General features: G+C 71.4%; 19 protein-coding genes. 3 read left to right on the forward strand and 16 right to left on the reverse strand.

Going from position 1 to position 25,663, the window contains the following annotated elements; genetic code table 11:
• Window positions 1–4 precede the first annotated feature (4 nt).
• The 4 genes from S1361_RS10640 to S1361_RS10655 all read right to left on the reverse strand — a co-directional run bounded on the left by S1361_RS10640 (window position 5) and on the right by S1361_RS10655 (window position 5,788).
• Window positions 5–1,357, reverse strand: a complete 1,353-nt coding sequence (locus S1361_RS10640) for a carbohydrate ABC transporter permease (protein WP_208031604.1) — start codon at window positions 1,355–1,357, stop codon at window positions 5–7.
• Window positions 1,358–1,370: 13 nt separating this feature from the next.
• Window positions 1,371–2,696: an ABC transporter substrate-binding protein gene (locus tag S1361_RS10645; RefSeq protein WP_208031605.1), complete on the reverse strand. Its 1,326-nt coding sequence runs from the start codon at window positions 2,694–2,696 to the stop codon at window positions 1,371–1,373.
• Between the two features lie 41 nt (window positions 2,697–2,737).
• Window positions 2,738–4,345, reverse strand: coding sequence for a glycoside hydrolase family 13 protein (locus S1361_RS10650; protein WP_208031606.1), 1,608 nt, complete (start codon window positions 4,343–4,345; stop codon window positions 2,738–2,740).
• Between the two features lie 171 nt (window positions 4,346–4,516).
• On the reverse strand, window positions 4,517–5,788 hold the full coding sequence (locus S1361_RS10655) for an ABC transporter substrate-binding protein (RefSeq protein WP_208031607.1): 1,272 nt from the start codon (window positions 5,786–5,788) through the stop codon (window positions 4,517–4,519).
• Between the two features lie 133 nt (window positions 5,789–5,921).
• On the opposite strand from S1361_RS10655, the gene S1361_RS10660 reads away from it, so the two are divergent.
• From S1361_RS10660 to S1361_RS10670, 3 genes are read left to right on the forward strand one after another with little or no spacing between them, the layout of a single operon-like run.
• Entirely contained in the window at window positions 5,922–6,428 is a 507-nt protein-coding gene (locus S1361_RS10660) for a PadR family transcriptional regulator (protein ID WP_208031608.1), read from the forward strand.
• Window positions 6,425–7,177 (forward strand): ABC transporter ATP-binding protein, encoded by a 753-nt coding sequence (locus tag S1361_RS10665; RefSeq protein ID WP_208031609.1) that lies wholly within the window; start codon window positions 6,425–6,427, stop codon window positions 7,175–7,177. The genes S1361_RS10660 and S1361_RS10665 overlap by 4 nt, the downstream gene beginning before the upstream one ends.
• A gap of 20 nt (window positions 7,178–7,197) precedes the next feature.
• A complete protein-coding gene (locus S1361_RS10670; RefSeq protein WP_208036545.1) occupies window positions 7,198–9,480 on the forward strand; it encodes an ABC transporter permease in 2,283 nt (760 codons plus the stop codon).
• Between the two features lie 159 nt (window positions 9,481–9,639).
• Here the strand turns inward: S1361_RS10670 and pgi are convergent, their stop codons facing one another.
• The 12 genes from pgi to uvrC form a co-directional block, all read right to left on the reverse strand.
• On the reverse strand, window positions 9,640–11,292 hold the full coding sequence (gene pgi, locus S1361_RS10675; protein ID WP_208031610.1) for a glucose-6-phosphate isomerase: 1,653 nt from the start codon (window positions 11,290–11,292) through the stop codon (window positions 9,640–9,642).
• A gap of 52 nt (window positions 11,293–11,344) precedes the next feature.
• On the reverse strand, window positions 11,345–12,622 hold the full coding sequence (locus S1361_RS10680) for an MFS transporter (protein ID WP_425086598.1): 1,278 nt from the start codon (window positions 12,620–12,622) through the stop codon (window positions 11,345–11,347).
• Window positions 12,623–12,744: 122 nt separating this feature from the next.
• On the reverse strand, window positions 12,745–13,080 hold the full coding sequence (locus S1361_RS10685; RefSeq protein ID WP_003957010.1) for an RNA polymerase-binding protein RbpA: 336 nt from the start codon (window positions 13,078–13,080) through the stop codon (window positions 12,745–12,747).
• A 203-nt stretch (window positions 13,081–13,283) separates the two neighbouring features.
• Entirely contained in the window at window positions 13,284–13,520 is a 237-nt protein-coding gene (secG, locus tag S1361_RS10690; protein WP_208031611.1) for a preprotein translocase subunit SecG, read from the reverse strand.
• Between the two features lie 108 nt (window positions 13,521–13,628).
• The gene (gene tpiA, locus S1361_RS10695) at window positions 13,629–14,405 is read right to left on the reverse strand and encodes a triose-phosphate isomerase (RefSeq protein WP_208031612.1); all 777 of its coding nucleotides are present in this window, start codon (window positions 14,403–14,405) and stop codon (window positions 13,629–13,631) included.
• A 6-nt stretch (window positions 14,406–14,411) separates the two neighbouring features.
• Window positions 14,412–15,623: a phosphoglycerate kinase gene (locus S1361_RS10700; RefSeq protein ID WP_208031613.1), complete on the reverse strand. Its 1,212-nt coding sequence runs from the start codon at window positions 15,621–15,623 to the stop codon at window positions 14,412–14,414.
• Window positions 15,624–15,756: 133 nt separating this feature from the next.
• A complete protein-coding gene (gap, locus tag S1361_RS10705; protein WP_208031614.1) occupies window positions 15,757–16,764 on the reverse strand; it encodes a type I glyceraldehyde-3-phosphate dehydrogenase in 1,008 nt (335 codons plus the stop codon).
• 298 nt (window positions 16,765–17,062) lie between these two features.
• Complete coding sequence (locus S1361_RS10710) at window positions 17,063–20,017, reverse strand: M14 family metallopeptidase (RefSeq protein ID WP_208031615.1); 2,955 nt, start codon at window positions 20,015–20,017, stop codon at window positions 17,063–17,065.
• A gap of 152 nt (window positions 20,018–20,169) precedes the next feature.
• Window positions 20,170–21,159 (reverse strand): DNA-binding protein WhiA, encoded by a 990-nt coding sequence (gene whiA, locus S1361_RS10715; RefSeq protein ID WP_030583311.1) that lies wholly within the window; start codon window positions 21,157–21,159, stop codon window positions 20,170–20,172.
• Window positions 21,150–22,217, reverse strand: a complete 1,068-nt coding sequence (locus tag S1361_RS10720; protein ID WP_208031616.1) for a gluconeogenesis factor YvcK family protein — start codon at window positions 22,215–22,217, stop codon at window positions 21,150–21,152. The genes whiA and S1361_RS10720 overlap by 10 nt, the downstream gene beginning before the upstream one ends.
• Window positions 22,214–23,254, reverse strand: a complete 1,041-nt coding sequence (rapZ, locus tag S1361_RS10725; protein WP_208031617.1) for an RNase adapter RapZ — start codon at window positions 23,252–23,254, stop codon at window positions 22,214–22,216. Before rapZ ends, S1361_RS10720 begins: the two co-directional genes overlap by 4 nt.
• On the reverse strand, window positions 23,251–25,512 hold the full coding sequence (gene uvrC / locus S1361_RS10730) for an excinuclease ABC subunit UvrC (RefSeq protein WP_208031618.1): 2,262 nt from the start codon (window positions 25,510–25,512) through the stop codon (window positions 23,251–23,253). Before uvrC ends, rapZ begins: the two co-directional genes overlap by 4 nt.
• Window positions 25,513–25,663 lie beyond the last annotated feature (151 nt).

Raw genomic sequence — 25,663 nt, forward strand, 5'->3', positions numbered from 1 at the left:
CTCCTCATCGCTGACTGTTGCGGAAACGGCGGACGTTGAAGACCATCGCGGGGATCACCAGGAGCAGGAGCAGCACGCCGAGGGCGCTGCCGAGGCCCTGGTCGTTGCCGCCGCCGAAGGAGACCAGCCACATCTGGGTGGCGAGGACGGTGGCGTCCTCCTGCACCGGGCCGGGCGCGATGATGTAGACGAGGTCGAAGACCTTCATCACGTTGATCACCAGGGTCACGAAGACCACGGTGAGCACGGGCGCGAGCAGCGGGACGGTGATCCGGCGGAAGATCTGCCACTCGTTGGCCCCGTCCATCCGGGCGGCCTCCAGGGCGTCACGGGGGAGCGTGGAGAGGCCCGCGCCGATCAGGACCATCGCGAAACCGGTCCAGATCCACAGGTAGGCGCCGATGATCGCGGGGGTGACGAGGGTGGGGCCGAGCCAGGAGACGCCCTGGTAGGGCGGGGCGAAGTTCGACTCGGGCAGTTTCACCGTGTACGAGCCCCGGTCCAGCCCGGAGAAGCGGAAGGAGCCGTCGGCGGCGGTGGTCGCGGTCGCGACCGTCTCCCCGTCGCGCACCGCCTGGACCTTCATGCCGGGCAGGCCGCTCTCCTTGGCGTCGACCCTGCCCTGCTTGCCGCCCCCGCCGGGGGTGAAGTCCAGGTAGACGACGCCGCGCAGTTCGCCGGGCGCGGCCTTCCGGGCGGCGGCCGTGCGGGCGGGCGAGGCGTTGCCGGGCAGGTCCTTGGGCAGGACGCCGACCATCGGCAGCGTCACCGTGTCACCCGGCGAGGCGGTCGTACGGTAGGAGCCGTCCCGGTCCTGGGTGAGCAGTCCGGCGCGGCCACGGGCGGTCGGGTAGGTCGACGTGCCCTGGAAGGCGTCGTGGACGGAGACGACGGCCGCGTTGAGCACGCCCTTGTCCGGGTCCTCGTCGTAGGCGAGCCGGAAGATGATGCCGGCGGCGAGGAAGGACACCGCCATCGGCATGAACAGGAGCAGTTTGAAGGCGGTCGCCCAGCGGACCTTCTCCACCAGGACGGCCAGGATCAGGCCGAGGCCGGTGAGCAGGGCGGGGGCGACGACGACCCAGATGGTGGTGTTGCGGATGGCCTTCAGGGTCGCCGGGTCGCGGAACATCTCGGCGTAGTTGGCGCCGCCGACGAACCGGGTGCCGGACGCGTCGAAGAAGCTGCGGCCGACGGAGAACAGCACCGGGTAGACGACGAGGGCGCCGAGCAGGAGCAGCGCGGGGAAGACGAAGAGCAGGGCGATGAGCCGGCCGCGCCGCCGGCCGCGGCGCACGGGCGCCGGGCCGGCGGCCCGCGGGCCCGCCTGCTGCTTCTCGACAGTGGTGGCGGTCATGGTGTGCTGCCGCTCAGTCCTGGTAGGCCTTGGCCGCCGCGGCTTCCAGCTTCGCCGCGGTGCCCTTCGGGTCCGACGGGTCGCGCAGGAAGTCCTGGAGGAGCTTCCACTCGCCGGCCCCCTTGGTGCCGCCGAAGGCCGCCGGCGCCTGGTCGGACATGTCGAAGCGGACCGAGTCCCCGGCGCCGACGAGGGACTTGGCGGTGGCACGGGTGACGTCGTCGCCGTACGCGGAGAGGTTCAGCTTCTTGTTCGGGGACAGGAAGCCGCCCGCCTTCGCCCAGACGGCCGCGGCCTCGGGGGTGGCGAGGTACTCCAGGAGCTTCATGCCGGCCTTGGCGTTCTTGCCGTCCTTGAGGACGACGGCCGCGTCACCGCCGCTGACCACCGGTGCGGTGCCGCCGTCGACCGCGGGGAAGGGGAAGAAGTTCGCGTCCTTGCCGACGGTCCGGCCGTACTGGTCGTGGGCGACCCCGGCGACGAAGTCGCCCTCGTAGACCATGCCGGCCTCGGGCTTGGGCCCGAAGACCTTCTCCACGGAGCCGGGGAAGTCGGTGTTCAGGGCCCCCTTCTGACCGCCCGCGATCAGCTGCTTGTCCTTGAACAGCTTGCCGAGGGTGGTGAGCGCCTTGACCACGGTGGGGTCGGTCCACTTGAGCTTGTGCGCGGCGAGGGCGTCGTACTTCTCGGGGCCGGCCTGGGAGAGGTAGACGTTCTCGAACCAGTCGGTGAGGGTCCAGCCGTCCTGTCCGGCGACGGCGAAGGCGGCGAGTCCGGAGTCGGAGACGGTGTGCCCGGCCTTGAGCAGGTCGGCGTACGTCTTCGGGGTCTCGACCCCGGCCTGGGTGAGGGCGTCGGGGCTGTACCAGACCGTCGACTTGTGGGCGGCCTTGAAGTAGAGGCCGTAGAGGGTGCCGTCGACGCTGCCGTACTTCTGCCACACGGGGGCGTAGCCGGCGTCGATGGTCTGCCGTGCGGTCGGCGAGAGCGGCTTGAGCCAGCCCTTCTTCGCGAACTGCTGGAGGACGCCGACCTGCGGGACCATCACCACGTCGGGTGCGTTGCCGCCCTCGATCTTGCTGCCGACGACGGTGGAGACGTTGTCGCCGGTCGACACGAACTGGGTCTTGGCGCCGGTCTTCTCCGTGAACGCGTCCAGGACCTTCTGGAAGTTCTTCTGCTCGCTGCCGGACCAGACGCCGGCCACGGTGACGGTCTGGCCGCTCAGGGCCTTGTCGCCGCCACCGGCGGAGACGGGGCCGCCGCCGCAGGCGGTGGCGCCGAGGGCGAGCGCCAGGGCGGTGCAGCTCGTGAGCAGGGTCGTACGTCGTCGCATCATCGTTGACGGACCTTTCGGATCGGTTGGGGAAACGGGGGGGGTCAGAGGTCGTTCAGCCACCAGGCCGCCGTGGCGCCGGGCAGGACGCCGGGCGGGCACGGGCCGCTGGACAGCAGGGGGGTGCCGGAGACCGGCGCGGGGGCGTTGGCGGTACCGAAGTTGACGGCGCAGACCAGGCCGTCACCGCGGGCGAAGGCGAGGACGCCGGGCGGGGTGTCCAGCCACTCCAGGGGGCCCTCGCCCAGCTGGGGAAGGGTCTTGCGCAGGTGCAGGCCCTCCCGGTAGAGGTGCCAGAAGGAGCGGGTGTCGGCGAGGGCGCGGTCGGTGGCGAACTCGGCGAAGTATTCGGGCTGCGGCAGCCAGGGCTTGGCGCCCTCGGCCCCCGAGGTGAAGCCGAACGGGGAGGCCTGCCCGGACCAGGGCAGCGGCACCCGGCAGCCGTCGCGGATCCGGGCGCGGCTGCCGGTGCGCCGGAAGATCGGGTCGGTGAGCACGTCGTCGGGCAGGTCGACGACCTCGGGCAGGCCCAGTTCCTCGCCCTGGTAGATGTACGCGGCTCCGGGCAGCGCCAGCATCAGCAGTGCGGCGGCGCGGGCGCGGGCGGCGCCGAGGCCACTGCCCCCGGGGGCCGGTTCGCCGTAGCGGGTGACGGTGCGGACCTGGTCGTGGTTGTTGAGGACCCAGGTGACCGTGGAGCCGGTGCCGGCGATGTCCTGCATGGCCTCGGTGATGACCTTGCGGAAGGCGTCGGCGTCCCAGGGGGCGCCGAGCAGGTCGAAGAAGAAGGCCTGGTGGAGTTCGTCGGGGCGGACGTACAGGGCGTGTTCGCGGGCGGTGGGCACGGAGACCTCGCCGACGAGCAGGCGCTCGCGGCCGTCCCGGGCGCCGTACTCCTCGCAGATGGCGCGCCAGCGGCGCCACACCTCGTGCACCTCGGGCTGGTTCCAGGCGAGCGGGTTGACCGAGTCGCGGGTGCGGGCGTCGGCCTCCGGGTCGTCGGAGTCGGGGAGGTCCGGGTGCTTGAACAGGCCGGCGGCGACGTCGATGCGGAAGCCGTCCACGCCCCGGTCGAGCCAGAACCGCAGGACGCGGTCGAACTCGTCGGGGATCTCGGGGTTGCGCCAGTTCCAGTCGGGCTGCTCGGGCGTGAACATGTGCAGGTACCACTGGCCGTCGGCGACGCGGGTCCAGGCCGGGCCGCCGAACATGGCGTGCCAGTTGTTGGGCGGCTCGCTGCCGTCGGGTCCGCGGCCGTCGGCGAAGTGGAAGCGGGCGCGGGCCGGGCTGCCGGGGGCGCTGTCCAGGGCCTCGCGGAACCAGGGGTGCTCGCTGGAGCAGTGGTTGGGGACGATGTCGAGGAGCACCTTGATGCCGAGCCGCCGGGCCGCCCCCATCAGCAGGTCGAACTCGGCGAGGTCGCCGAAGACCGGGTCGACGTCGCGGTAGTCGGCCACGTCGTAGCCGTGGTCGTGCTGCGGCGAGGGGTAGAACGGGCTGAGCCAGATCCCGTCGACGCCGAGCTTCTTCAGGTACGGCAGCCCGGCCCGGACGCCCGCGAGGTCGCCGATGCCGTCGCCGGTGCTGTCCAGGAAGCTGCGGACGTAGACCTGGTAGATCACGGCGTCCCGCCACCAATGATGCCTGTTCAACCCTGTGGAACCTGTCTCTGAAAGGGGGGCTGTTATGCATGCATGTTAGGTAGGAGGCGAGCGAAGGTGTCAACGAAGTGAACAGAAGATACTGGCCAGTTGGGCTCGCAAACCCCGGCAAATCACCCCAAGACGGCGACAGTCGTGATGGCGGCGTTACTTAACAAGTAACTAGCGACGGGCGATGGCGTCGAGTTCGCGCGCCAGCCGGCGCACGGCCTGCCCGGGCGTCTGGCGTCCGGTGAGCGCGTCCTGCACGACCGCCTGCACGGCCAGGCTGACCTGGTCGTAGTGCGGGCTCTTGGGGCGCGGCCGGGCGGTGAGGACGGCCGTGCGCAGGGTCGGCAGATAGGGGAAGCGCCTGATGAGCGCGGGGTCCTCGTAGAGCCCGGCGCGCACGGGTGGCAGCGCGCCCCGCGTGAGCACCTGGCGCTGCACGGGCGCGCTGGTGAGGTAGGCGATCAGACGCGCGGCGGAGTCCGGGTGCCGGGCGTGGGTGTTGACCGCGAGGTTGGAGCCGCCGAGGACGCTCGTCCCCGGCCCGTCGGTGCCGGGCAGCGGTACGGCGCCGATCCGGCCGGCGACCTTCGAGCCCCGTTCCGAGGCCACGGCGTAGGCATAGGGCCAGTTGCGCAGGAAGAGCAGCCCGCCGTCCTGGAAGGCCTGCTTGGACTCCTCCTCCTTGTAGGTCAGCGCACGCTTCGGGATCCAGCCCTCGCGCAGACCGCGGGCGAGGAAGCCGATGCCCTCGCGGGCGGCGGCCGAGTCGACGGTGACACGGGTGCCCTCGCCGCCGAGGATGGTGCCTCCCGCCGAGTACACCGCCTCGGCCGCGTTCACGGTCAGGCCCTCGTAGGGCAGGAACTGACCCGCGTAGCCGTCGAGTCCGTACTTCGGCGCGATGGTCCTGGCATCGCGCTCCAGCTCGGCCCAGGTGCGCGGAGGGGGCACACCCTCCTTGGCGAGGATGTCCTTGCGATACAGGAGAAGTCCGGCATTCGTGACATACGGGACGGCATACAGCCGGCCGTCGTACGTGGCCGTGTCGACGACCGGCGGGAGGAAGCTGTCCAGCGGGAAGCGGTCGCGGGGCAGCGGGCGGATCCAGCCGGCCGCCGCGAACTCCGAGGTCCAGTCGACGTCGATGTTCAGCACGTCGAACCGGCCCCGGTCGCCGCCGCGCAGGTCGGTCGTCATCTGCGCGTGCGTCTCGTCGGCGGAGTCCGGCAGCTCGACCAGGGTGACCTTCTCGCCGGGATGGGTGCGGTTCCAGCCCTGGAGCAGCGGGCCGAGATAGCCGGTGAGGTCACCGGCGGTGGCCAGGGTGAGCGGGCCGCGCCCGCCGCCGGCGGTCTCGTCGGCGCGGGCGCCGGAGGTGACGTACCCGGCCAGGATCACCACGAGAACCAGAAGGCCCCTACCGGCGGCGTGTATCCACCGCATAGGTTCCTCCCTGTACACCGGCACCACGGGCACCCTTGCCCACCCTCGTCCGAGGACCGAGGCCATGTATACCCGTTAGGTATGCGCGATACTAGGGCCTGGAGCACATGGAGCAGACAGGAGGACAGCACGAGTGCGCCTGCCCCTCCTGGCACTCCTCGCCCGCGGCCCGGCCCACGGCTACGAGCTGAAGCAGGACCTTGAGCAACTGCTGGGCGCCGCGTACCCTCAGCCGAACGTCGGCCAGATCTACGTCACCCTCGGCCGCCTGGAGAAAACCGGGCTGATCGCGGGCGAGGACGTCGAGCAGTCCAGCCGACCCAACAAGAAGGTCTACCACCTCACCGAGGCCGGGCGTGAGGCGCTGCGCGTCTGGTTCGAGGAGACCGAGGACGAGCCGCGGGTGCGGGACGAGTTCTTCATGAAGCTCGCCCTGGCCTCGCAGACCGGTCTCGCCGACCAGATCGCCCTCATCAACCGGCAGCGGCGCCAGTACCTCAACACCATGCGCGACCTGTCGAAACTGGCCGCGGCCGAGAACCGGGACAACCGAATCGCCCAGCTGCTGATCGAGGGCGCGATGCTGCACCTGCAGGCCGACCTCGACTGGCTGGAGCGGTGCCAGGAGGAACTGGAATGACCGAGCACCCCGCTCCGGTGCTGCGCGCCGAGGGTCTGGTGAAGACCCACCACGGCGAGGGCGCACCCGCGCACGCCGTGCGCGGGGTGGATCTGAACGTGGCCCGGGGCGAGTTCGTGGCGATCACCGGGCCGTCCGGAGCCGGCAAGTCCACCCTGCTGCACCTGCTCGGCGGGCTGCAGCGGCCGGACGCGGGCAGCGTCTGGCTGGACGGCCGGTGCACGGACTCCTTCAGCGAGGCCCGCTGGGCGGTGGAGCGGCGCAAGGCCATCGGGATCGTCTTCCAGTTCTTCAACCTGGTGTCGAACCTGTCCGTCGCCGACAACGTCGAGCTGCCCGCTCTGCTGGCCGGCGTCCCGCCGAAGAAGGCGCGTGCCGAGCGGGAGGCGCTCCTCGCCGAGCTGGGACTGGAGGGCAAGGAGCGCAGCATGCCGGGCGAGCTGTCCGGCGGCGAGCAGCAGCGGGTCGCACTGGCCCGGGCGCTGGTCAACCATCCGCCGCTGCTCCTCGCCGACGAGCCGGCCGGCAGCCTGGACAGCAAGGGCACCCGCGAGGTGATGCGGCTGCTGTCCCGCTTCCACGCACGCGGCCAGAGCATCGTCCTGGTCACCCACGACGCCCGGCTGGCCAGCGCCGCGGACCGGGTGATCAGCTTCTTCGACGGCCGCATAGCCGACGACGCGACCCTGGACGCGACGCCGTCGCCCCGGCGGGGCGGTATCTCCGGGGTGCTGGAGCTGAGGGACTGACCGTGCTGGACCTGAGGGACGTGCGGGCCACGTTGCGCTGGGCGCACTCGGATCTGCGGACGCACCGCGGCGAGGCGCTGTTCCTGGTGCTGGCCACCGCAGGCATCGTCGCCTCCCTGCTGTTCGCCACCGCCCTGTTCGGCTACGCCACCAACCCCTGGCAGCGGACCTTCGCCGAGGCGCGCGGAGCCCACGTGTGGCTGCACACCGCGCTGTCCGCCGACGCTCCCGAGCTGGCCCGGCTCGACGGCGTCGGCTCCGTCGCCGGCCCCTACCGCACCGAGTCCGCCACCGTCGCAGCGCGCGGCACCCGCGCCTCCGTGGAGCTGCGCGGCACCCCGCGCCCGCCCACCGTGAGCCGGCCCCTGCTCACCGCCGGGCGCTGGCTGGACCCGGCCGCGCCGGACGGGGTGGTGCTGGAGAGCAGCCTCGCCCGCGCCCTGCTGGCCGAGCCCGGCGACACCCTGACCCTCCCCGGCACGGCCCGCACCCTCACCGTCGAGGGCATCGCGGACAGTGCCGAACCCCCGTACCGCCCCGGCGAGCAGCCGGGCCTGGTGTGGGCGCTGCCGTCCGCGGTGCGCGCCCCGGCCGGCCAGGTCATCGGGCTGCGGCTCGACGATCCCGGCGACACGGACTACGCCGTCCAGCGCGCCGTCACCGTGCTGGGCGCCGGGGCGGTCGGCGAGGTCTCCACCTGGCAGCAGGCCCGCGCCGAGGCCCAGGGCGACAACCGGCTGCTCGGCCAGGTGCTCGGGCTGTTCGGTCTGGGCGCCCTGATCGCCGCCGGGTTCGCGGTGCACGGCGCGATCGCCACCCGCATCCGCGGGCATCTGCGCGACCTCTCGGTGCTGAAGGCGATCGGCTTCACGCCCGGCCAGGTGGTACGGATCTTCCTGCTCCAGCACCTGGCGTACGCCCTGCTCGGTGCCGTGGCCGCGGCGGCCCTCACCGAGGGACTGGGCAGCCGGGTCCCGGGACGGCTCGGGGACGCGGTGGGGGTGTGGCAGGGGCTGCCCGGACACAGCCTGGCGCTGTGCGTGATACCGGCGGGCGCGGTGCTGTTCATCGGCCTGACCACGGGGCTCGCGGCCTGGCGGGCGGGCCGGGTGCCGCCGGTTCCGGTGCCGCGTCCGGCCGCGCCGAAGGGCGGAGGGCTGACCGGACCGGCCCGGCGGGCGCTCGGCCTGCGGCTGCCGGCCGCCCTGGTCCTCGGCTGCCACAAGGCGTTCGCCGGGCGCGGCCGGTCGCTGGCCACCGTGGCCCGGCTGACCCTGCCGCTGCTGCTGATCGTCGTGGCGCTCAGTGCCTGGACCACCCTCGACCGCTTCCACAGCAGCCCCGAGCGGGTGGGACTGCCGACGACGCTCACCGTTCGCTCGGACGACGCCCTGGACGCCTCCGGCGTACGGGCCGTGCTCACGCGGGACTCCCGGGTCCGCGCCGCCTACCCGGGCGTCGAGGTGGCCGCGCTGGTCCCCGGCCAGACCGGCACCATCGCCCTGCGTGGCGTCGGCACCCGCGCCGAGCCCTACCCCTACGCCCTCGCCGAGGGCCGCGCCGCACACGGACCGGACGAGGCGGTGGCCGGCCAGGGCCTGCTCGACCTGCTGCACGCGCGGGTCGGCGACTGGGTGCGGATGACGGTGGGCGACCGGCCGCAGATCCTGCACATCGTGGGCCGCACCCTCGAACCGCGCAACGCCGGACGGGTCGTGACCACCTCCCTGGACACCCTCCGCGAGAACGACCCCGGGCTGGCGCCCGCCTTCTACGAACTGCGGCTGCGCCCCGGCGCCGACCCGCACCGGGTGGCCGCCGCGCTGGTCTCGGCGGGCCGCGGCCACCTGGAGGTGCATCCCGTGACGAACCCCGCCGACGGGCTGTCCCCGCTGCGCGGAGTCGTCGCCGGGCTGATCGCCGTCCTGGCCCTCATCGGCCTGGTCGAGCTGCTCACCGCGATCGGCGGCAGCGTCCGCGAGGGCGAGCGGGACGTGCTGGCGCTCCGGGCGATCGGCATGTCCCCCCGGCAGATCACCGCGATCACGGTGACGGCGACGAGCTGTACGGCGCTGGCGGCGGTCGTCGCCGGTACGGTGCTGGGGCTGCCGCTGGCCCGCCGGCTGATCGACGCCCAGGGCGGCTCCAGCGGCATCGGCGCCGGCATCGCCCAGTCCCCCTCCCCCGGTCTGCTGCTCCTGCTGGGCGCGGCCGCCGTGCTGGGCGCGGCGGCCCTGGCCACGCTGCCGGCGACCCGCTCGGCCCGCCGCCGCCTCGCGGACACGTTGAGCGCGGTGGGCTGAGCGGGACGCGCCGGACGCGTGCCGCCGGCGTTCCCGTGCCACCGCCCGGTCCGGCTCGGGGCGGATGGTCGCCTCCGTGTGCGCCAGGACGGCGTCGGCCACCGCGAGCGGGGGCGGTGGCCGTGGCGGTGGCCCGTGGCCGGTTCGGCGCCGGCCTCGTCAGCTCCGGCCGCGCAGCTCCCGGTACTTGGCGACCAGCGCCTTGGTCGACGCGTCCAGGCCCGGGACCTCGGCACCCTCGGTGAGCGCGGGCTCGATCCGCTTGGCGAGGACCTTGCCCAGCTCCACGCCCCACTGGTCGAAGGAGTCGATGTTCCACACCGCGCCCTGCACGAACACCTTGTGCTCGTACAGCGCGACGAGCTGGCCGAGCACGGACGGGGTCAGCTCGCGCGCGAGGATCGTGGTGGTCGGCCGGTTGCCCTGGAAGGTCTTGTGCGGAACCAGTTCCTCGGGCACGCCCTCCGCGCGGACCTCCTCCGCCGTCTTGCCGAAGGCGAGCGCCTGGGTCTGGGCGAAGAAGTTGGCCATCAGCAGATCGTGCTGCGCCTTGAGTTCACCGCTCAGCTCGGCGACCGGCTCGGCGAAACCGATGAAGTCCGCCGGGATCAGCTTGGTGCCCTGGTGGATCAACTGGTAATAGGCGTGCTGTCCGTTGGTGCCGGGCGTGCCCCACACCACCGGCCCGGTCTGCCACTCGACCTGCTTGCCGTCACGGGCGACGTACTTGCCGTTGGACTCCATGTCCAGCTGCTGGAGGTAGGCGGTGAACTTCGACAGGTAGTGCGAGTAGGGCAGCACCGCGTGTGACTGCGCGTCGTGGAAGTTGTCGTACCAGATGCCCAGCAGGCCCAGCAGCAGCGGAACGTTGGCCTCGGCGGGCGCGGTGCGGAAGTGGTCGTCGACGATCCGGAAGCCGTCCAGCATCTCGCGGAAGCGGTCCGGGCCGATGGCGATCATCAGGGACAGGCCGATCGCGGAGTCGTACGAGTACCGGCCGCCGACCCAGTCCCAGAACTCGAACATGTTGGCCGTGTCGATCCCGAACTCGGCGACCTTCTCGGCGTTCGTGGACAGCGCGACGAAGTGCTTGGCCACCGCCGCCTTGTCGCCGAGCGCGGCCAGCAGCCACTTCCGCGCGGAGGTCGCGTTGGTGATGGTCTCGATGGTGGTGAAGGTCTTGGAGGCGATGATGAACAGCGTCTCCGCCGGGTCCAGGTCCCGCGTGGCCTCGTGCAGGTCGGCGCCGTCCACGTTGGAGACGAAGCGCACGGTGAGGTCGCGGTCGGTGAAGCTGCGCAGCACCTCGTAGGCCATCGCGGGGCCGAGGTCGGAACCGCCGATGCCGACGTTGACGACGTTCTTGATGCGCTTGCCGGTGTGGCCGGTCCAGGCGCCGGAGCGGACCCGCTCGGCGAAGTCGCTCATCCTGTCGAGCACGGCGTGCACGGCCGGGACCACGTTCTCGCCGTCGACCTCGATCACTGCGTCGCGCGGTGCCCGCAGCGCGGTGTGCAGCACGGCCCGGTCCTCGGTGATGTTGATCTTCTCGCCGCGGAACATGGCGTCCCTGAGGCCGAAGACGTCCGTGGCCGCGGCCAGCTCGCGCAGCAGGCGCAGCGTCTCGTCGGTGACCAGGTGCTTCGAGTAGTCGATGTACAGGTCGCCGACCCGGAGGGTGTACCCGGTGCCGCGCGCGGGATCGGCGGCGAACAGGTCTCTCAGATGGGTGTCCGCCAGCTCCTCCCGGTGCTTGGCGAGCGCGGTCCACTCGGGCGTCTGGTTGAGCCTGGTACGGCCGTCTGCGTTCATATCCGACTTCAGCCTTCTTTCGTGCCTGTCCCAGCTGTTCCAACCTAATTGATCACCGCACGGCGTGAGCCGTCGTGACGCCGTCGTCCGGCGCAACAACAGGTACGTCCTCCTTGCGGACCGGTATCAGCGAGATGACGGACAGGACGAAGCAGGCGGCCGTGAGCAGGGCCGGTGTGTTGGGTCCCCAGGCCGTGGCCACGGCACCGCCGAGGAGCGCGCCCAGCGGGGCTCCCGCGACGGCCAGGGTGCGGAAGGCCGCGCCGACCCGGCCGAGCAGCTCGGCGGGGGCGCGTTGCTGCATCAGGGTGGTGGAGTTGACGTTCCACAGCATGCCCATGAACCCGAACACCGCGAGGGCGGCCACCAGGGCGGCCAGGCTGCGCACGGCACCCATGACGACGAGAGCGCCGATCTGTACGGTGCCGGCGAGCAGGACGGTCCGCAGGGCGCCGGCCCGGGCCGTGATCCGCCGGTTCGCGACTCCCCCGGCCAGCCCGCCGACGGTGTAGGCGGTGGCCGCCGCCGCGTATCCGCCGCTGCCGGCGTCCAGCCAGCCGGTCACGAGGACCACCAGGGTGGCGATCAGGGCGCCCATGCCGACGTTGCACAGGGCTGTGGAGGCGCACAGTCCGCGCAGAGCCCGGTCGTGCCACAGGGTGCGCAGCCCCTCGCCGACGTCCCGGCGCAGGGTGCCGCCCGCCGGTCTCGGCGCGCGCTCGGCTGCGCCGGTCCGCAGGGACGCGACCAGCGCGGCGGCCACGAGGAAGGTGGCCGCGTCGGCCGCGAAGGGCACGGCCGTCCCCGCGGCGATCAGGACCGGCGCGGCGGGCGCCCCGAGCAGACCGCCGGTGATCTTCTGCCCGGTCAGCAGCCGGGCGTTGGCACCGCCCAGTGCCTCCCGGTCCACCAGCGCCGGCAGCAGGGCCGTGGCGGCGTTGTCGAAGAGCGTCTGAAGCGTGGTCAGGGTGAACGCGAGCGCGATGAGCAGGGCGATCGAGGCGTGCCCGAGGGCGACGACGACCGCGAAGGAGGCGACGAGCAGTCCGCGCACCGCGTCCACCGTCCACATCGCCCGCCTCTGGTCCACGCGGTCGGCGACCGCCCCGCCGATCAGTCCGAAAACGATCCACGGCAGGTAGCCGCAGGCGGTCACGGCCGCGATGAGCAGGGGCCGGTCGGTCAGCGAGGCGGCGAGCAGCGGCAGGGCGGCCGTACGCAACGCGTCACCGAAGCTGGAGAGCACGGCGGCGCTCCACAGCCGCCCGAAACCCCCGCGCCACGCGGGCGCCCGCCTCTCCCGCGCCCCGATCGCCCCGACCGCCGTCACAACTCCCCCTCACGGTTCGCACCTTCACGAAAACCGTAGAGGGCACCACTGACAATCGGTCGGCGCCGCGTGGCGGATACGGCTCCGGCCGGGTGCCCGCGGGCACCCGGCCGGTGAAAGTCCTAGATCTCGCCGCGCAGTTTGGCGAGCGCCTCGGCGAGGATCGCCTCGCCGTCCGCGTCGCTGCGCCGCTCCCGCACGTACGCGAGGTGCGTCTTGTACGGTTCGGTGCGCGGCGGGTCCGGCGGGTTGTCCCGGTCCTGGCCGGCGGGGAAGCCGCAGCGCGGGCAGTCCCAGGTGTCGGGAACCTGCGCGTCGCTGGCGAAGCTGGGCTGCGTCTCGTGCCCGTTGGAGCACCAGAAGGAGATGCGCAGACGCGGCGCGGACTCGCCGCGCTCGGCCTCGCCCATCGGCCCCGCCCCGACCCGGCTTCCTCGGATCGCGTTGCCACTTGCCACGGTCGTAACTCCCTGCGTGATGGTGCCGCGAAGCGAGTCGACGTTTCGCTTCGCCGCGAGCGCCTCAGTCTACGTAAGGCCCAACGCGCGTCCAGTGACTGGAGTTACCGGCCCCCATATCCAGACGCAAGCCCCATGATAGGCCGCGCTCGGGGGCGCGTACCGAACATGGGGCTTTACGAGCGGAATGTGCTGTTCGCGTGTCAGCCGGTCGTCTTCATCACGATGCCGAGGACGATGATGCACGCGAACCACAGCAGGCCCACCACGATGGTGATGCGGTCCAGGTTGCGCTCGGCGACCGAGGAGCCGCCGACGGAGGACTGCATGCCACCGCCGAACATGTCGGAGAGGCCGCCGCCCTTCCCCTTGTGCATCAGCACCAGCAGCATCAGCAGCAGGCTGAAGACGATCAGGGCGATCGAGAACCCCAAAACCACGGCTGGACCAACTTCCTCGGATTCGGATGGACGACGGGGGCACAGCACCTCGGCTGTGCCCCCGCAAGAGTACGACGTATCGCGGCTACCGCCTACTCACAACCAGGATCACTGGTCGCGGAAGCGCACGATCTTGACGAACTCGTCGGCGTCCAGCGAGGCACCGCCGACCAGGGCACCGTCGATGTCGGCCTTCGCCATGATCTCGGCGACGTTGCCGGACTTCACGGAGCCGCCGTACTGGATGCGGATCTTGTCGGCCACGTCCTGCGAGTAGAGCTCGGCGAGCTTGGCGCGGATGGCGGCGCAGACCTCCTGGGCGTCGTCGGCGCCGCAGACCTGGCCGGTGCCGATGGCCCAGACGGGCTCGTAGGCGATCACGATCGTCTCGGCCTGCTCGGCGGGCAGGTCCTTCAGACCGCCCTCGATCTGGGCGAGGGTGTGGGTGACGTGGTTGCCGGCCTGGCGGACGTCCAGCTCCTCGCCCACGCACAGGATCGGGGTCAGCCCGTGCTTGTAGGCCGCCTTGACCTTGGCGTTGACGGTCTCGTCGGTCTCGTGGTGGTACTGGCGGCGCTCGGAGTGGCCGATGACCACGTAGGTGCACTTGAGCTTGGCCAGCATCGGGCCGGAGATCTCGCCGGTGTAGGCACCGGAGTCGTGCTGCGAGATGTCCTGGGCACCGTACTTGATCTTGAGCTTGTCGCCGTCGACCAGGGTCTGCACCGAGCGCAGGTCGGTGAAGGGGGGCAGGACGGCGACCTCGACGGCCTCGTAGTCCTTGTCGGCCAGGGCGAAGGCGAGCTTCTGGACGTGTGCGATGGCCTCGAGGTGGTTGAGGTTCATCTTCCAGTTGCCCGCCATCAGCGGCGTGCGGGTCGTCATGCGGGGTCAGTCCTCCAGTGCGGCGAGGCCGGGGAGCGTCTTGCCCTCGAGGTATTCGAGGGAGGCGCCGCCACCGGTCGAGATGTGGCCGAACGCGTTCTCGTCGAAGCCGAGCGTACGCACGGCCGCGGCGGAGTCACCGCCGCCGACGACGCTGAAGCCGGGCGAGTCGACGAGTGCCTGGGCGACCGCCTTGGTGCCCTCGGCGTAGTCGGGGTGCTCGAAGACGCCCATCGGACCGTTCCAGAACACGGTCGCGGCGTCGGCGAGCTTCGAGGCGTAGAGCTCTCGGGTCTTCGGGCCGATGTCCAGGCCCTCCTGGTCGGCGGGGATCTTGTCCGCGTCGACCACGGTGTTGTCGGTGGGCGCCTTGGTCTTCAGGTCCGGGAACTCCCGGGCGACCACGACGTCGACGGGGAGCACCAGCTCCACGCCCTGCTTCTCGGCGCGCTCCAGGTACTCGGTGACGGCCGGGATCTGGTCCTCCTGCAGGAGGGAGATGCCGACCTCGTAGCCCTTGGCCTTGAGGAAGGTGTAGGCCATGCCGCCGCCGATGAGCAGCCGGTCGGCCTTGCCGAGCAGCTGGTCGATGACGGCGAGCTTGTCGGAGACCTTGGCGCCGCCGAGCGCGACGACGTAGGGGCGCTTGACGTCCTCGGTGAGCTTCTTCAGGACGCCGACCTCGGTGGCGATCAGGTAGCCGGCGTAGTGCGGCAGCCGGGCCGGGAGGTCGTAGACGGAGGCGTGCTTGCGGTGCACGGCGCCGAAGCCGTCGCCGACGTAGACGTCGGCGAGGGCGGCGAGCCGGTCGGCGAACTCGCCGCGCTCGGTGTCGTCCTTGGCGGTCTCGCCGGGGTTGAAGCGCAGGTTCTCGATGACCGCGACCTGGCCGGACTGGAGGCCGTCGACGGCGTCGTGGGCGGCCGGGCCGACGGTGTCCTGGGCGAAGGCGACCGGGGCACCGAGGAGTTCACCGAGGCGCTCGGCGGCGGGCAGCAGCGAGAAAGCGGGGTCCGGGGCGCCCTTGGGGCGGCCCAGGTGCGAGGCGACGACCACCTTGGCGCCGGCCTCGGCGAGCGCCTTGATGGTCGGCAGGACGGCGCGGATGCGGCCGTCGTCGGTGATCGCGCCGTCGGCCAGCGGCACGTTGAGGTCGGCGCGGACGAAGACCCGCTTGCCGCTCACGCCGTCGGCGAGAAGTTCGTCGATCGTCTTCATTGAGTGGACTCCTACAGGAGGGCTCGTGGTGCACCTGATCGTAAAAGGACGTGGTCAGTACGTGGGACAGGGCCCGGACAGCGCGGCATTGCGCTGCACGGGCCCTGCTCTCACTTCGGGGTCCTGCTGGCGATCAGAGCTGGTTGCCGACGAAGACCGTGAGGTCGACGAGGCGGTTGGAGTAGCCCCACTCGTTGTCGTACCAGCCGATGACCTTCACGTTCTTGCCCTCCTGGACCATGGTCAGGGAGGAGTCGAAGGTGCAGGAGGCCGGGGCGTTGACGATGTCGGAGGAGACGATCGCGTCCTCGGTGTAGTCGAGGAGGCCCTTCAGCTCGCCCTCGGCGGCCTTCTGGAAGGCGGCGTTGACCTCTTCCTTGGTGACCTCGCGGCCGAGCTCCACGACCAGGTCGGTGACCGAGCCGGTCGGGACCGGGACGCGCATGGCGATGCCGTCCAGCTTGCCCTTGAGCTGCGGCAGGACCAGGGCGGTGGCCTTGGCGGCACCGGTGGTGGTCGGGATGATGTTCTCGGCGGCGGCACGGGCGCGGCGCAGGTCCTTGTGCGGGAAGTCCAGGATGCGCTGGTCGTTCGTGTACGCGTGCACCGTCGTCATCAGGCCCTTGACGATGCCGAAGTTCTCGTCGAGGACCTTCGCCATCGGCGCCACACAGTTGGTGGTGCAGGAGGCGTTGGAGATGACGTGGTGGTTCGCCGGGTCGTACTTGTCCTGGTTGACGCCCATCACGATGGTGATGTCCTCGTCCTTGGCCGGAGCCGAGATGAGGACCTTCTTGGCGCCGCCGGCGATGTGCTTCGCGGCGTCTTCCTTCTTGGTGAAGATGCCGGTGGACTCGATGACGATGTCGACGCCCAGCTCGCCCCAGGGGATGTCGGCCGGGTTGCGCTCGGACAGCACCTTGATGGTGTGACCGTCGACGGTGATGGTGTCGGCGGTGTGGGAGACCTCCTGCTTGAGGCGGCCCAGGATCGTGTCGTACTTGAGCAGGTGAGCGGTGGTCGCGGTGTCACCCAGGTCGTTGACAGCCACAACCTCGATGTCCGCCCCCTGCTCCAGCAGCGCGCGGAAGTAGTTACGCCCGATGCGGCCGAAGCCGTTGATGCCTACGCGGATCGTCACGAACCGATCTCCTCGTTGGTACGCCGGCCATGCGGTGCCGGCGAGCTCTGTTTGGGATGTCCCCGACCACCACCGACCCTACCTCTCTGAGGGCCCCGAGGTGACATCGAGATGTCCCATACACGGGCAGGCGGTCCGTACCCGCCAGTAGGGGTACGGACCGCCTCGGATCGGCAGCGGATTCGTCCGTATTCATTACGGAATACGAGGCGCTTTTGACGCTTCTTTCACTCGTTCGTGAGCGGGTCGGCTCAGTTGATGAGTACCCCGTTCGCGCACCGTTGAGAGGGGGTTCCGCTCACCTGTCGAGCGAGTCGTACGCCTTGCGCAGCAGAGCCGCGCGATCGGCCGCCGACGGCACCTGTTCCAGGCCGAAACCGAGCAGCACGGTGTCGTCCGTGGTGACCGCTCCATGGGTCTGGAACAGGGTTCCGGTGCGCGTCCAGTCCTTCAGCACCGCCGGACTGCCGGCGGGCGGGCCGGCCGCCTTCCAGGCGCCGAGGGACGACTCGAAGCCCTCGGTCTCCCGGGCCGCGCCTCCCACGACCAGCGAGGCGTCGTCGGCGAGGACACCGTGCCCGCCGCTGCCGGGGTCGGTGATGTAGCTGATGGAGACCTCGACGGACTTGCCGGCGTACGCGCTCAGGTCGAAGCTCACCTGCTGCCAGCCGGCGGAGCTGCCGGTGAGGCTGTGCCAGGAACCGGTGGTGCCGGTCGCGGTGCAGGCGTTGCCCGTGAGCGTCAGATAGTGCTTCAGCCACGGGTGCTCGCCGATCAGGAACCCGCCCCCGCAGTCGTCCGGCACCGCCGTCCCGGTGGCCCCTCCCGCCTCCGGCAGAGTCGTCCAGTCGTCGGTGCCCACCGTGTGGGCCTCGACCACCGCGTGGTCGTAGCCGGGCTCGGTGTCCCACAGCAGGCGGGTGCTCAGGGCCGGCTTGCCGGCCGCGCTCACACCGGTGAGGTCGATGGTGCGGGTGAGGCGCTTGTAGGCGTCGTCGGTGTGCACGGCGGCGGCCATCGCGGAGCCCGCGTACGGTCCGTACGGGTTCACGGTCCCGGCGAAGGTGCCCGCGCCCGCGCTCTTGAACTGCGGGTACGTGGTGGCCGGCAGTTCGTCGGAGGTGACGCCGTAGGTGCCGGCCTTGTCCAGCGGGTTGCCGGGTGCGTCGCCGAGGGCGCCGCTGAAGCCGCCGAGCGCACCGGTTCCCGTGAAGCCTGTGGCGCCCTTGGTCGACGTACGGCTGTAGGCGCCCAGGTAGTACTGGCTGAAGTCGTCCGACAGGGTGCCGTCGCCCAGGTCGACACTGCCGCCGGCCAGCTCGCCGGCCTCGATCAGCCTGCCGCCCTCGTTGAGGTAGGCGCGCAGCTGGAGCTGGGTGGCGTTGGCGGGGCCGTTCGCGCCGGAGTAGTGCACGACCGTCCGGAAGTGCTTCAGTACGCCGAGCGCGTCCGGGGCGCCCTGCGTGGCCACGTCCCAGACGAGGGCCCGGTGCCCCGCGGCCTTCAGCGCGTCCACGTACGTCTGCGCCTGCGTGGCGGCCGTGCCCTCCTCGGCGACCACGAGGGTGTCCGCCTGCGGCCGCTTGGCGACGGTGTACGTGAAGTGGGTGCTGGAGACCTTCTTCCCCTTCCCGGCGACGCCGGTGAACCACACCTCGACCTTGTCGCCCGGCCTGCCGTCCCGCACCCGGGCGCGGTACTCGTCGAAGTAGAGGTCGTCGTCCCCGCCGTAGGTCTGCCCGCCCTTCCAGGCCTTCAGCGCCCGGCCGAGCGTACGGCCGCCGTTCACGCGGTACTTGAGCTCCTTGTCCCGGATCGCCTTGCGGACGACGACCGAGACCTCCTGGCCGGCGCCCCGGGAGTACGACGCCGGGAACGCGGCCGGGGTGAAGTCGGCGGCGCTCAGACCGACCGAGGAGGCCGGCTTGTCGGGGTGCACGGCGGTCTCGGCGACGGAGAGCGCGAACGGGACGTTCTTGGCGAACTCCTGCCGGATCAGCTTCTCGTCGTCGGGGAAGTTGAAGACCGACTGGCAGTCCTGGCTCTTCCAGGCGTCGTCCGGATCGAGGTCCGACGCCGTCTGACAGGTCGACATCTCCGGGGTGAACATCGCCATCCCGTTGACGTTCGACGCGTGGCCGTCCGCCTCGCCGTTGGTGGTGTACAGCTCCGAGGAGACCTGCGGGTGGTAACCCGGGACGGCGGAGTTGCCGGGGGTGCCGGCCAGCGCCTTGTAGAGGACGTCGTCGGGGGTGGGCGTGGCCACCTGCCACCCGACGCCGTACAGCAGGAGTTCGGCCGCGGAGTGGTAGTTGATGCCGTACCGGAAGCCGATGCGCTTCTCGAAGCCGTCCAGCGCCTTCGTCTCGGGTTCGGACCCCGGGCTCGCGCCGCGGTAGGTCTGGCTGGTGGGGTTGGGGGACGAACCCTCGTCGTCATAGCCCCACTTGTAGGGGAAGTTGCGGTTCAGGTCGACGCCGTCACCCGTGCTGATGACGCCGTCGCCGTTGACGTCCCGCAGGTTCTTGCGCCACAGGCGGGTGCCGGAGTCCTTGAAGGTGTAGTCGTAGCCGTCGGGGTTGGCCGACAGGACGAACCACAGCTCCGTCGAGTCGACGATCTTCTTGACGCGCTTGTCGGTCTTGTAGTGGTCCAGGTAGTAGTGCATCAGCCGCCGGGTCATCTCCGGCGTGATCCACTCGCGCGCGTGCTGGTTGGACATGTACAGCACGGAGGGCTTGGAGCCGTCCTCGGACTTCTTCGCGTTCCTGGTCAGTTTGAGCGCGAGGATGTCCTGGCCCTTGACGGTCCTGCCGATGGACTCGACCTTGGTGAGGCCGGGGTGGGCCCGGGCGGTCCGGAGGATCTCCTCCTTGAGCCCGCCGCTGCCGCTGTACGGGCGGAACACGCCCTGCGCGGCGTCCTCGACCCGGGCCTCCGCCCGGGCCGACAGGGTGTGCTCGGTGAGGGTGACGCCCTGCTTGCGCAGTTGTGCGGCCTGTTTGTCGGTGAGGTAGACCTCGACCCGGGTCCTGCCGCCCGCGGCGGCCTGCTCACCGAGTTCGTGTCCGTCCTGGCCGGCCTTGAGCAGCAGGGGTACCTGCTTCTTGGTGACCTCGGCGCGGAAGACCTTGACCTCGTCCGGCCCGGAGGGTGCCGGGTCCGCGTCCTGTGCCTGGGCTGTGGGTGCGAGGCTCGCTCCGCCGATGAGAAGCGCGCCGACAGCGAGGATCGATCTCGCTCTGTGTCTCATGAACCCCCCTAGCGGTGGTCCGCCGCAGCGGCGAACAGGCTGCCAGGCTCATGTCACTTCATGATCGAGTCAAGAGCGCCTCACGGACACGCAAACGCCGGTGCCGACCACCCGATCGGAGGACGGCACCGGCGAGTTGACGCCCCGTCCGGTCAGCCGGCCAGGTTGTCCGCGAGCTCCTCGCTGAGGTTCGCCTCCGTGCCCGGGATGCCCAGGTCGGCGGCGCGCTTGTCGGCCATCGCCAGCAGCCGGCGGATACGGCCCGCGACCGCGTCCTTGGTCAGCGGCGGGTCGGCGAGCGCGCCCAGCTCCTCCAGGGAGGCCTGCTTGTGCTCCATGCGCAGCCGCCCGGCGGCGGCGAGGTGCTCGGGCACCTCGTCGCCCAGGATCTCCAGGGCGCGCTGGACCCGGGCCCCGGCCGCCACGGCGGCACGGGCCGAGCGGCGCAGGTTGGCGTCGTCGAAGTTGGCGAGCCGGTTGGCCGTGGCCCGCACCTCACGGCGCATCCGGCGCTCCTCCCAGGCCAGCACCGACTCGTGGGCGCCCAGCCGGGTGAGCAGGGCACCGATCGCGTCACCGTCCCGGACGACCACCCGGTCCACCCCGCGCACCTCGCGGGCCTTCGCGGCGATCGACAGTCTGCGGGCGGCCCCGACCAGCGCGAGCGCCGCCTCCGGGCCCGGGCAGGTCACCTCCAGGGAGGAGGAGCGGCCGGGCTCGGTCAGCGAGCCGTGCGCCAGGAAGGCCCCGCGCCAGGCCGCCTCCGCGTCGCAGGTGGCCCCCGAGACCACCTGCGGCGGCAGACCGCGGATCGGACGGCCTCTGCCGTCCACGAGACCCGTCTGCCGGGCCAGCTGGTCGCCGCCCGCGACGACCCGTACGACGTACCGCGAGCCGCGGCGCAGTCCGCCGGGCGCCATCACGATCAGCTCGGAGCTGTGCCCGAAGATCTCCAGGATGTCCCGCTTGAGCCGGCGCGCCGCCATCGCGGTGTCCAGCTCCGCCTCGATCACGATGCGCCCGCTCACCAGGTGGAGGCCGCCGGCGAACCGCAGAATGGCGGAGACCTCCGCCTTCCTGCAGCAGGTCCGGGTGACGGGGAGCCGGGAGATCTCGTCCTTCACCGCTGCCGTCATCGCCATGGGCCGATCCTTCCATGCATCCGAAAAATACGGTCGTACGCGGCGGCCAACAGCTCCGGGTCGTGCCGGGGGGAACCGTCGGGCCTGGCCACCGGCGCCAGCTCCACCGCGGCTCCCAGCCGCTTGGCGGCCTCGGTGAGCGAGTCGCGGTCGGGCACGGCGGCCTCGTCGGCCAGCACCACGTCCAGGGCGAGTTTAGGGGCGTGTCGCCCCAAAACCTCCAAATGACGCTGCGGGGAGAAGCCTTCGGTTTCTCCGGGCTGCGGCGCCAGGTTCAGGGAGAGCACACGGCGTGCCTTGGTCTCGGTGAGCGCGTCCAGCAGCTCCGGGACGAGCAGGTGCGGGATGACCGAGGAGAACCAGGAGCCCGGACCGAGCACCACCCAGTCCGCGTCCAGGACCGCGGCCACCGCCTCGGGCACCGCGGGCGGGTCGTGGGGCACGAGATGCACCGACTGCACCTCACCGGGCGTCAGGGCCACGGTCGCCTGCCCGCGCACCGTGTCCACGTCCTCCGGACGTTCCGGGTCGTGCCCCTTGACCAGGGCCTGCAGTTCCAGCGGTACGGCCGACATGGGCAGCACCCGCCCGTGCGCGCCGAGCAGCCTGCCCACCAGGTCCAGGGCCTGCACATGGTCGCCGAGCTGCTCCCACAGGGCGACGATCAGCAGGTTGCCGACCGCGTGGTCGTGCAGATCGCCCTGGGAGTGGAAGCGGTGCTGGATGACCCTCGCCCAGGTCTGGCCCCAGTCGTCGTCGCCGCACAGCGCGGCCAGCGCCTTGCGCAGGTCGCCGGGCGGCAGCACGCCCAGCTCGTCGCGCAGGCGCCCGCTGGAGCCGCCGTCGTCGGCGACGGTGACGACGGCGGTGAGATCGCCGGTGATCCGGCGCAGCGCGGCGAGCGACGCGGACAGCCCCATGCCGCCGCCGAGCGCGACCACCTTGGGCTGGGCACCGCGCCGGCGGGGCCGGCCCCCGCGGACCTCGGCCGGGCGGCCGGCGCGCGCCTCGGGGACCATCCGGCGCAGCCTGCCCAGCCGCGGTGTACGTCCCGTCATTCCCGTCCCATGTCCCGGTGCACGACCACCGTCTCCACGCCCTCGGCCGCGAGGCGCGCGGCGAGCTTCTCCGACATCGCGACCGAGCGGTGCTTGCCGCCCGTACAGCCGATGGCGATGGTCACGTAGCGCTTGCCCTCGCGCCGGTAGCCGGCCGCGATGAGCCGCAGCAGTTCGGCGTACCGGTCGAGGAACTCCTTCGCGCCGGGCTGGTTGAAGACGTAGGCGGCGACCTCCTCGTTGAGCCCGGTGTAGGGGCGCAGCTCCGGCACCCAGTGCGGGTTGGGCAGGAACCGCATGTCCGCGACCAGGTCGGCGTCGACCGGCAGGCCGTACTTGAAGCCGAAGGACATCACGGTGGCCCGCAGCTCGGGCTCCTCCTCGCCGGCGAACTGGGCGTCCATCTTGGCGCGCAGCTCGTGCACGTTGAGGCTGGAGGTGTCGATCACCAGGTCGGCGTCGCCGCGCAGCTCGCGCAGCAGCTCCCGCTCGGCGGCGATGCCGTCCACGATGCGCCCGTCGCCCTGCAGGGGGTGCGGGCGGCGCACCGACTCGAAGCGGCGGACCAGGGCATCGTCGGAGGACTCCAGGAAGACGATCCGCCGGGTGACGCCCCGGGTGTCCAGGTCGGCGAGGGACTCGCGCAGGTTGTCGAAGAAGCGCCGGCCGCGCACGTCGACGACGACCGCGATCCGCGCCACGTTGCCCTGCGAGCGGGCACCCAGCTCCACCATGGTGGGGATGAGGGCGGGCGGCAGGTTGTCCACGACGAACCAGCCGAGGTCCTCCAGACACTTCGCGGCCGTGGACCGGCCGGCCCCGGACATGCCGGAGATGATCACCAGCTCTGGGATGGCCGCCTCGGGGGCCCCGGCTGTCTCGTTGCCCGTACTCACCTGTGCTCCGTTGTCCTGGCCCGTGTGCCGGGTGTCCTGCCGGCCGGTGTCCTGACCGGTGTCGTGCCGGACGACCTCGTCGCCCGTGGCGCTGTGCGCCTGATCTCGTCGTCCTGTGGGCTGTGCGTCGTGCTCGGTCATGTCTCCTGCCCCCGTCGTTCGTCCGGGGCGCCCGCGGTCACGGGCTCCCCCGAGGAACCCCCCGTCGTATCGGGTTCCTCGTCCTCAATGATCTCTCCGGTCGCCGTGTTCACGGCGGGTGCGGCCGGGGCCGCCTGGGCGAGGGCCACGGCGATGGTCTCGGCCGTCTTCCGGCCTATCCCGGGCACTTCCTGGATCTGCTCGATTGTGGCCGACCGCAGCTTCTTCACCGAGCCGAAATGCTTGATGAGCGCCTGTTTGCGGGTCTCGCCGAGGCCGGGGACGTCGTCCAGCGGGCCCGCGCGGAAGCGCTTGGCGCGCTTGGTGCGCTGGTAGGTGATCGCGAACCGGTGCGCCTCGTCGCGGACGCGCTGGAGCAGGTAGAGGCCCTCGCTGGTGCGGGGCAGGACCACCGGGTCGTCCTCGCCGGGCACCCACACCTCCTCCAGGCGCTTGGCCAGCCCGCAGACGGCGATGTCGTCGATGCCCAGCTCGTCCAGGGCGCGCCGGGCCGCCGCGACCTGCGGCTGACCGCCGTCGACCACCACCAGCTGGGGCGGGTAGGCGAACTTCCTGGGGCGGCCGTCGTCGTCCTTGAGGGAGTCGGTGATCGCCTCCGCGCCGGTGAGCGCGGCGTCACCCTCGGCGAGGAGGACCGGGGCACCTGAGCCGTCGGCGAGGGGGCCCGGGATACCAGGGCCGTCGGCGGGGGAGCCTGCCGCGTCGGAGCCGTGGGGTGCGGTGCCACCGGTGGCGGAGACACCGGCGGAGATGCCGGAGGTGCGGTCGGTGCCGGAGGTGTCGGCGGAGGGGATGGAGACGTCGGCGGAGGTGCCGTCGGCCCACTCCCCGGTCCGCTCCTTCTCGGCGAGGTAGCGCCTGAAGCGGCGGGTGATCACCTCGTGCATGGAGCGGACGTCGTCCTGGCCGGCGAAGCCCTTGATCTGGAAGCGGCGGTACTCGCTCTTACGCTGGAGGCCGTCCTCGAAGACGACCATGGAGGCCACCACGTCGTCGCCCTGGAGGTGCGAGATGTCGTAGCACTCGATGCGCAGCGGGGCGCTGTCCAGGTCGAGGGCCTCGGCGATCTCCTCCAGGGCCCGCGAGCGTGTGGTCAGGTCGGAGGCGCGCTTGGTCTTGTGCAGCGCGAGGGCCTGCTGGGCGTTGCGCTGCACCGTCTCCATGAGCGCCTTCTTGTCGCCGCGCTGCGGGATGCGCAGCGACACGTTCGCGCCGCGGCGGCCGGTCAGCCACTCCTGGACCGGCTCGACCGGCTCGGGCAGCGCCGGGACCAGCACCTCCTTGGGGACCGCGTCGCCGCTCTCCTCGCCGTACAGCTGCTGCAGCGCGTGCTCGACCAGGGCGCCGGTGGTGACCTCCTCGACCTTGTCGGTCACCCAGCCGCGCTGACCGCGGACCCGGCCGCCGCGCACATGGAAGATCTGCACGGCCGCCTCCAGCTCGTCCTCGGCGACGGCGATGAGGTCGGCGTCGGTCGCGTCGGCGAGCACGACCGCGTTCTTCTCCATGGCCTTCTTCAGGGCCTCGATGTCATCCCGCAGACGGGCCGCCCGCTCGTACTCCATCTCTTCGGCCGCCTCCATCATCTGCTTCTCCAGGCGGCGGAGGTAGGTCCCCGTGCGGCCGGCCATGAAGTCACAGAACTCCTCGGCCAGCTCCTGGTGGTCCTCAGGAGTGATCCGGCCGACGCAGGGGGCGGAGCACTTGCCGATGTAGCCGAGCAGGCAGGGGCGGCCGGTGCGGGTGGCGTTCTTGAAGACGCCCGCCGAGCAGGTGCGCACCGGGAACACCCGCAGCAGCAGGTCGACGGTGTCCCGGATGGCCCACGCGTGCGCATACGGCCCGAAATAGCGCACGCCCTTCTTCTTGTGACCCCGCATCACCTGCACGCGCGGGAACTGCTCGCTCATGGTGACCGCGAGGTACGGGTAGCTCTTGTCGTCGCGGTACTTGACGTTGAACCGGGGGTCGTACTCCTTGATCCAGGAGTACTCCAGCTGGAGCGCCTCCACCTCGGTGGACACCACGGTCCATTCCACGGACGCTGCGGTGGTCACCATGGTCCGGGTGCGCGGGTGCAGGTTCGCCAGGTCCTGGAAGTAGTTCGCCAGGCGCTGGCGCAGGCTTTTCGCCTTTCCGACGTAGATCACCCGGCGGTGCTCGTCACGGAACCTGTACACCCCGGGAGAGTCCGGGATGTCTCCCGGCCTGGGGCGGTAGCTGGAGGGGTCGGCCATGTCTCACACCCTACTAACGAGCACCGACACCGCGTCGGGCCTGTGGACAACGCCCGCACCCGCACGGCCCCGCGCCGCGGAGCACCGGTGGACTCCCGGCCCGCGTGCCGCCGCCCCGTTCCGGGCGGACGGCGCCTCCGTCACCGGGCGG

This window comes from Streptomyces cyanogenus, assembly GCF_017526105.1.
Classification (GTDB): Bacteria; Actinomycetota; Actinomycetes; order Streptomycetales; family Streptomycetaceae; genus Streptomyces; species Streptomyces cyanogenus.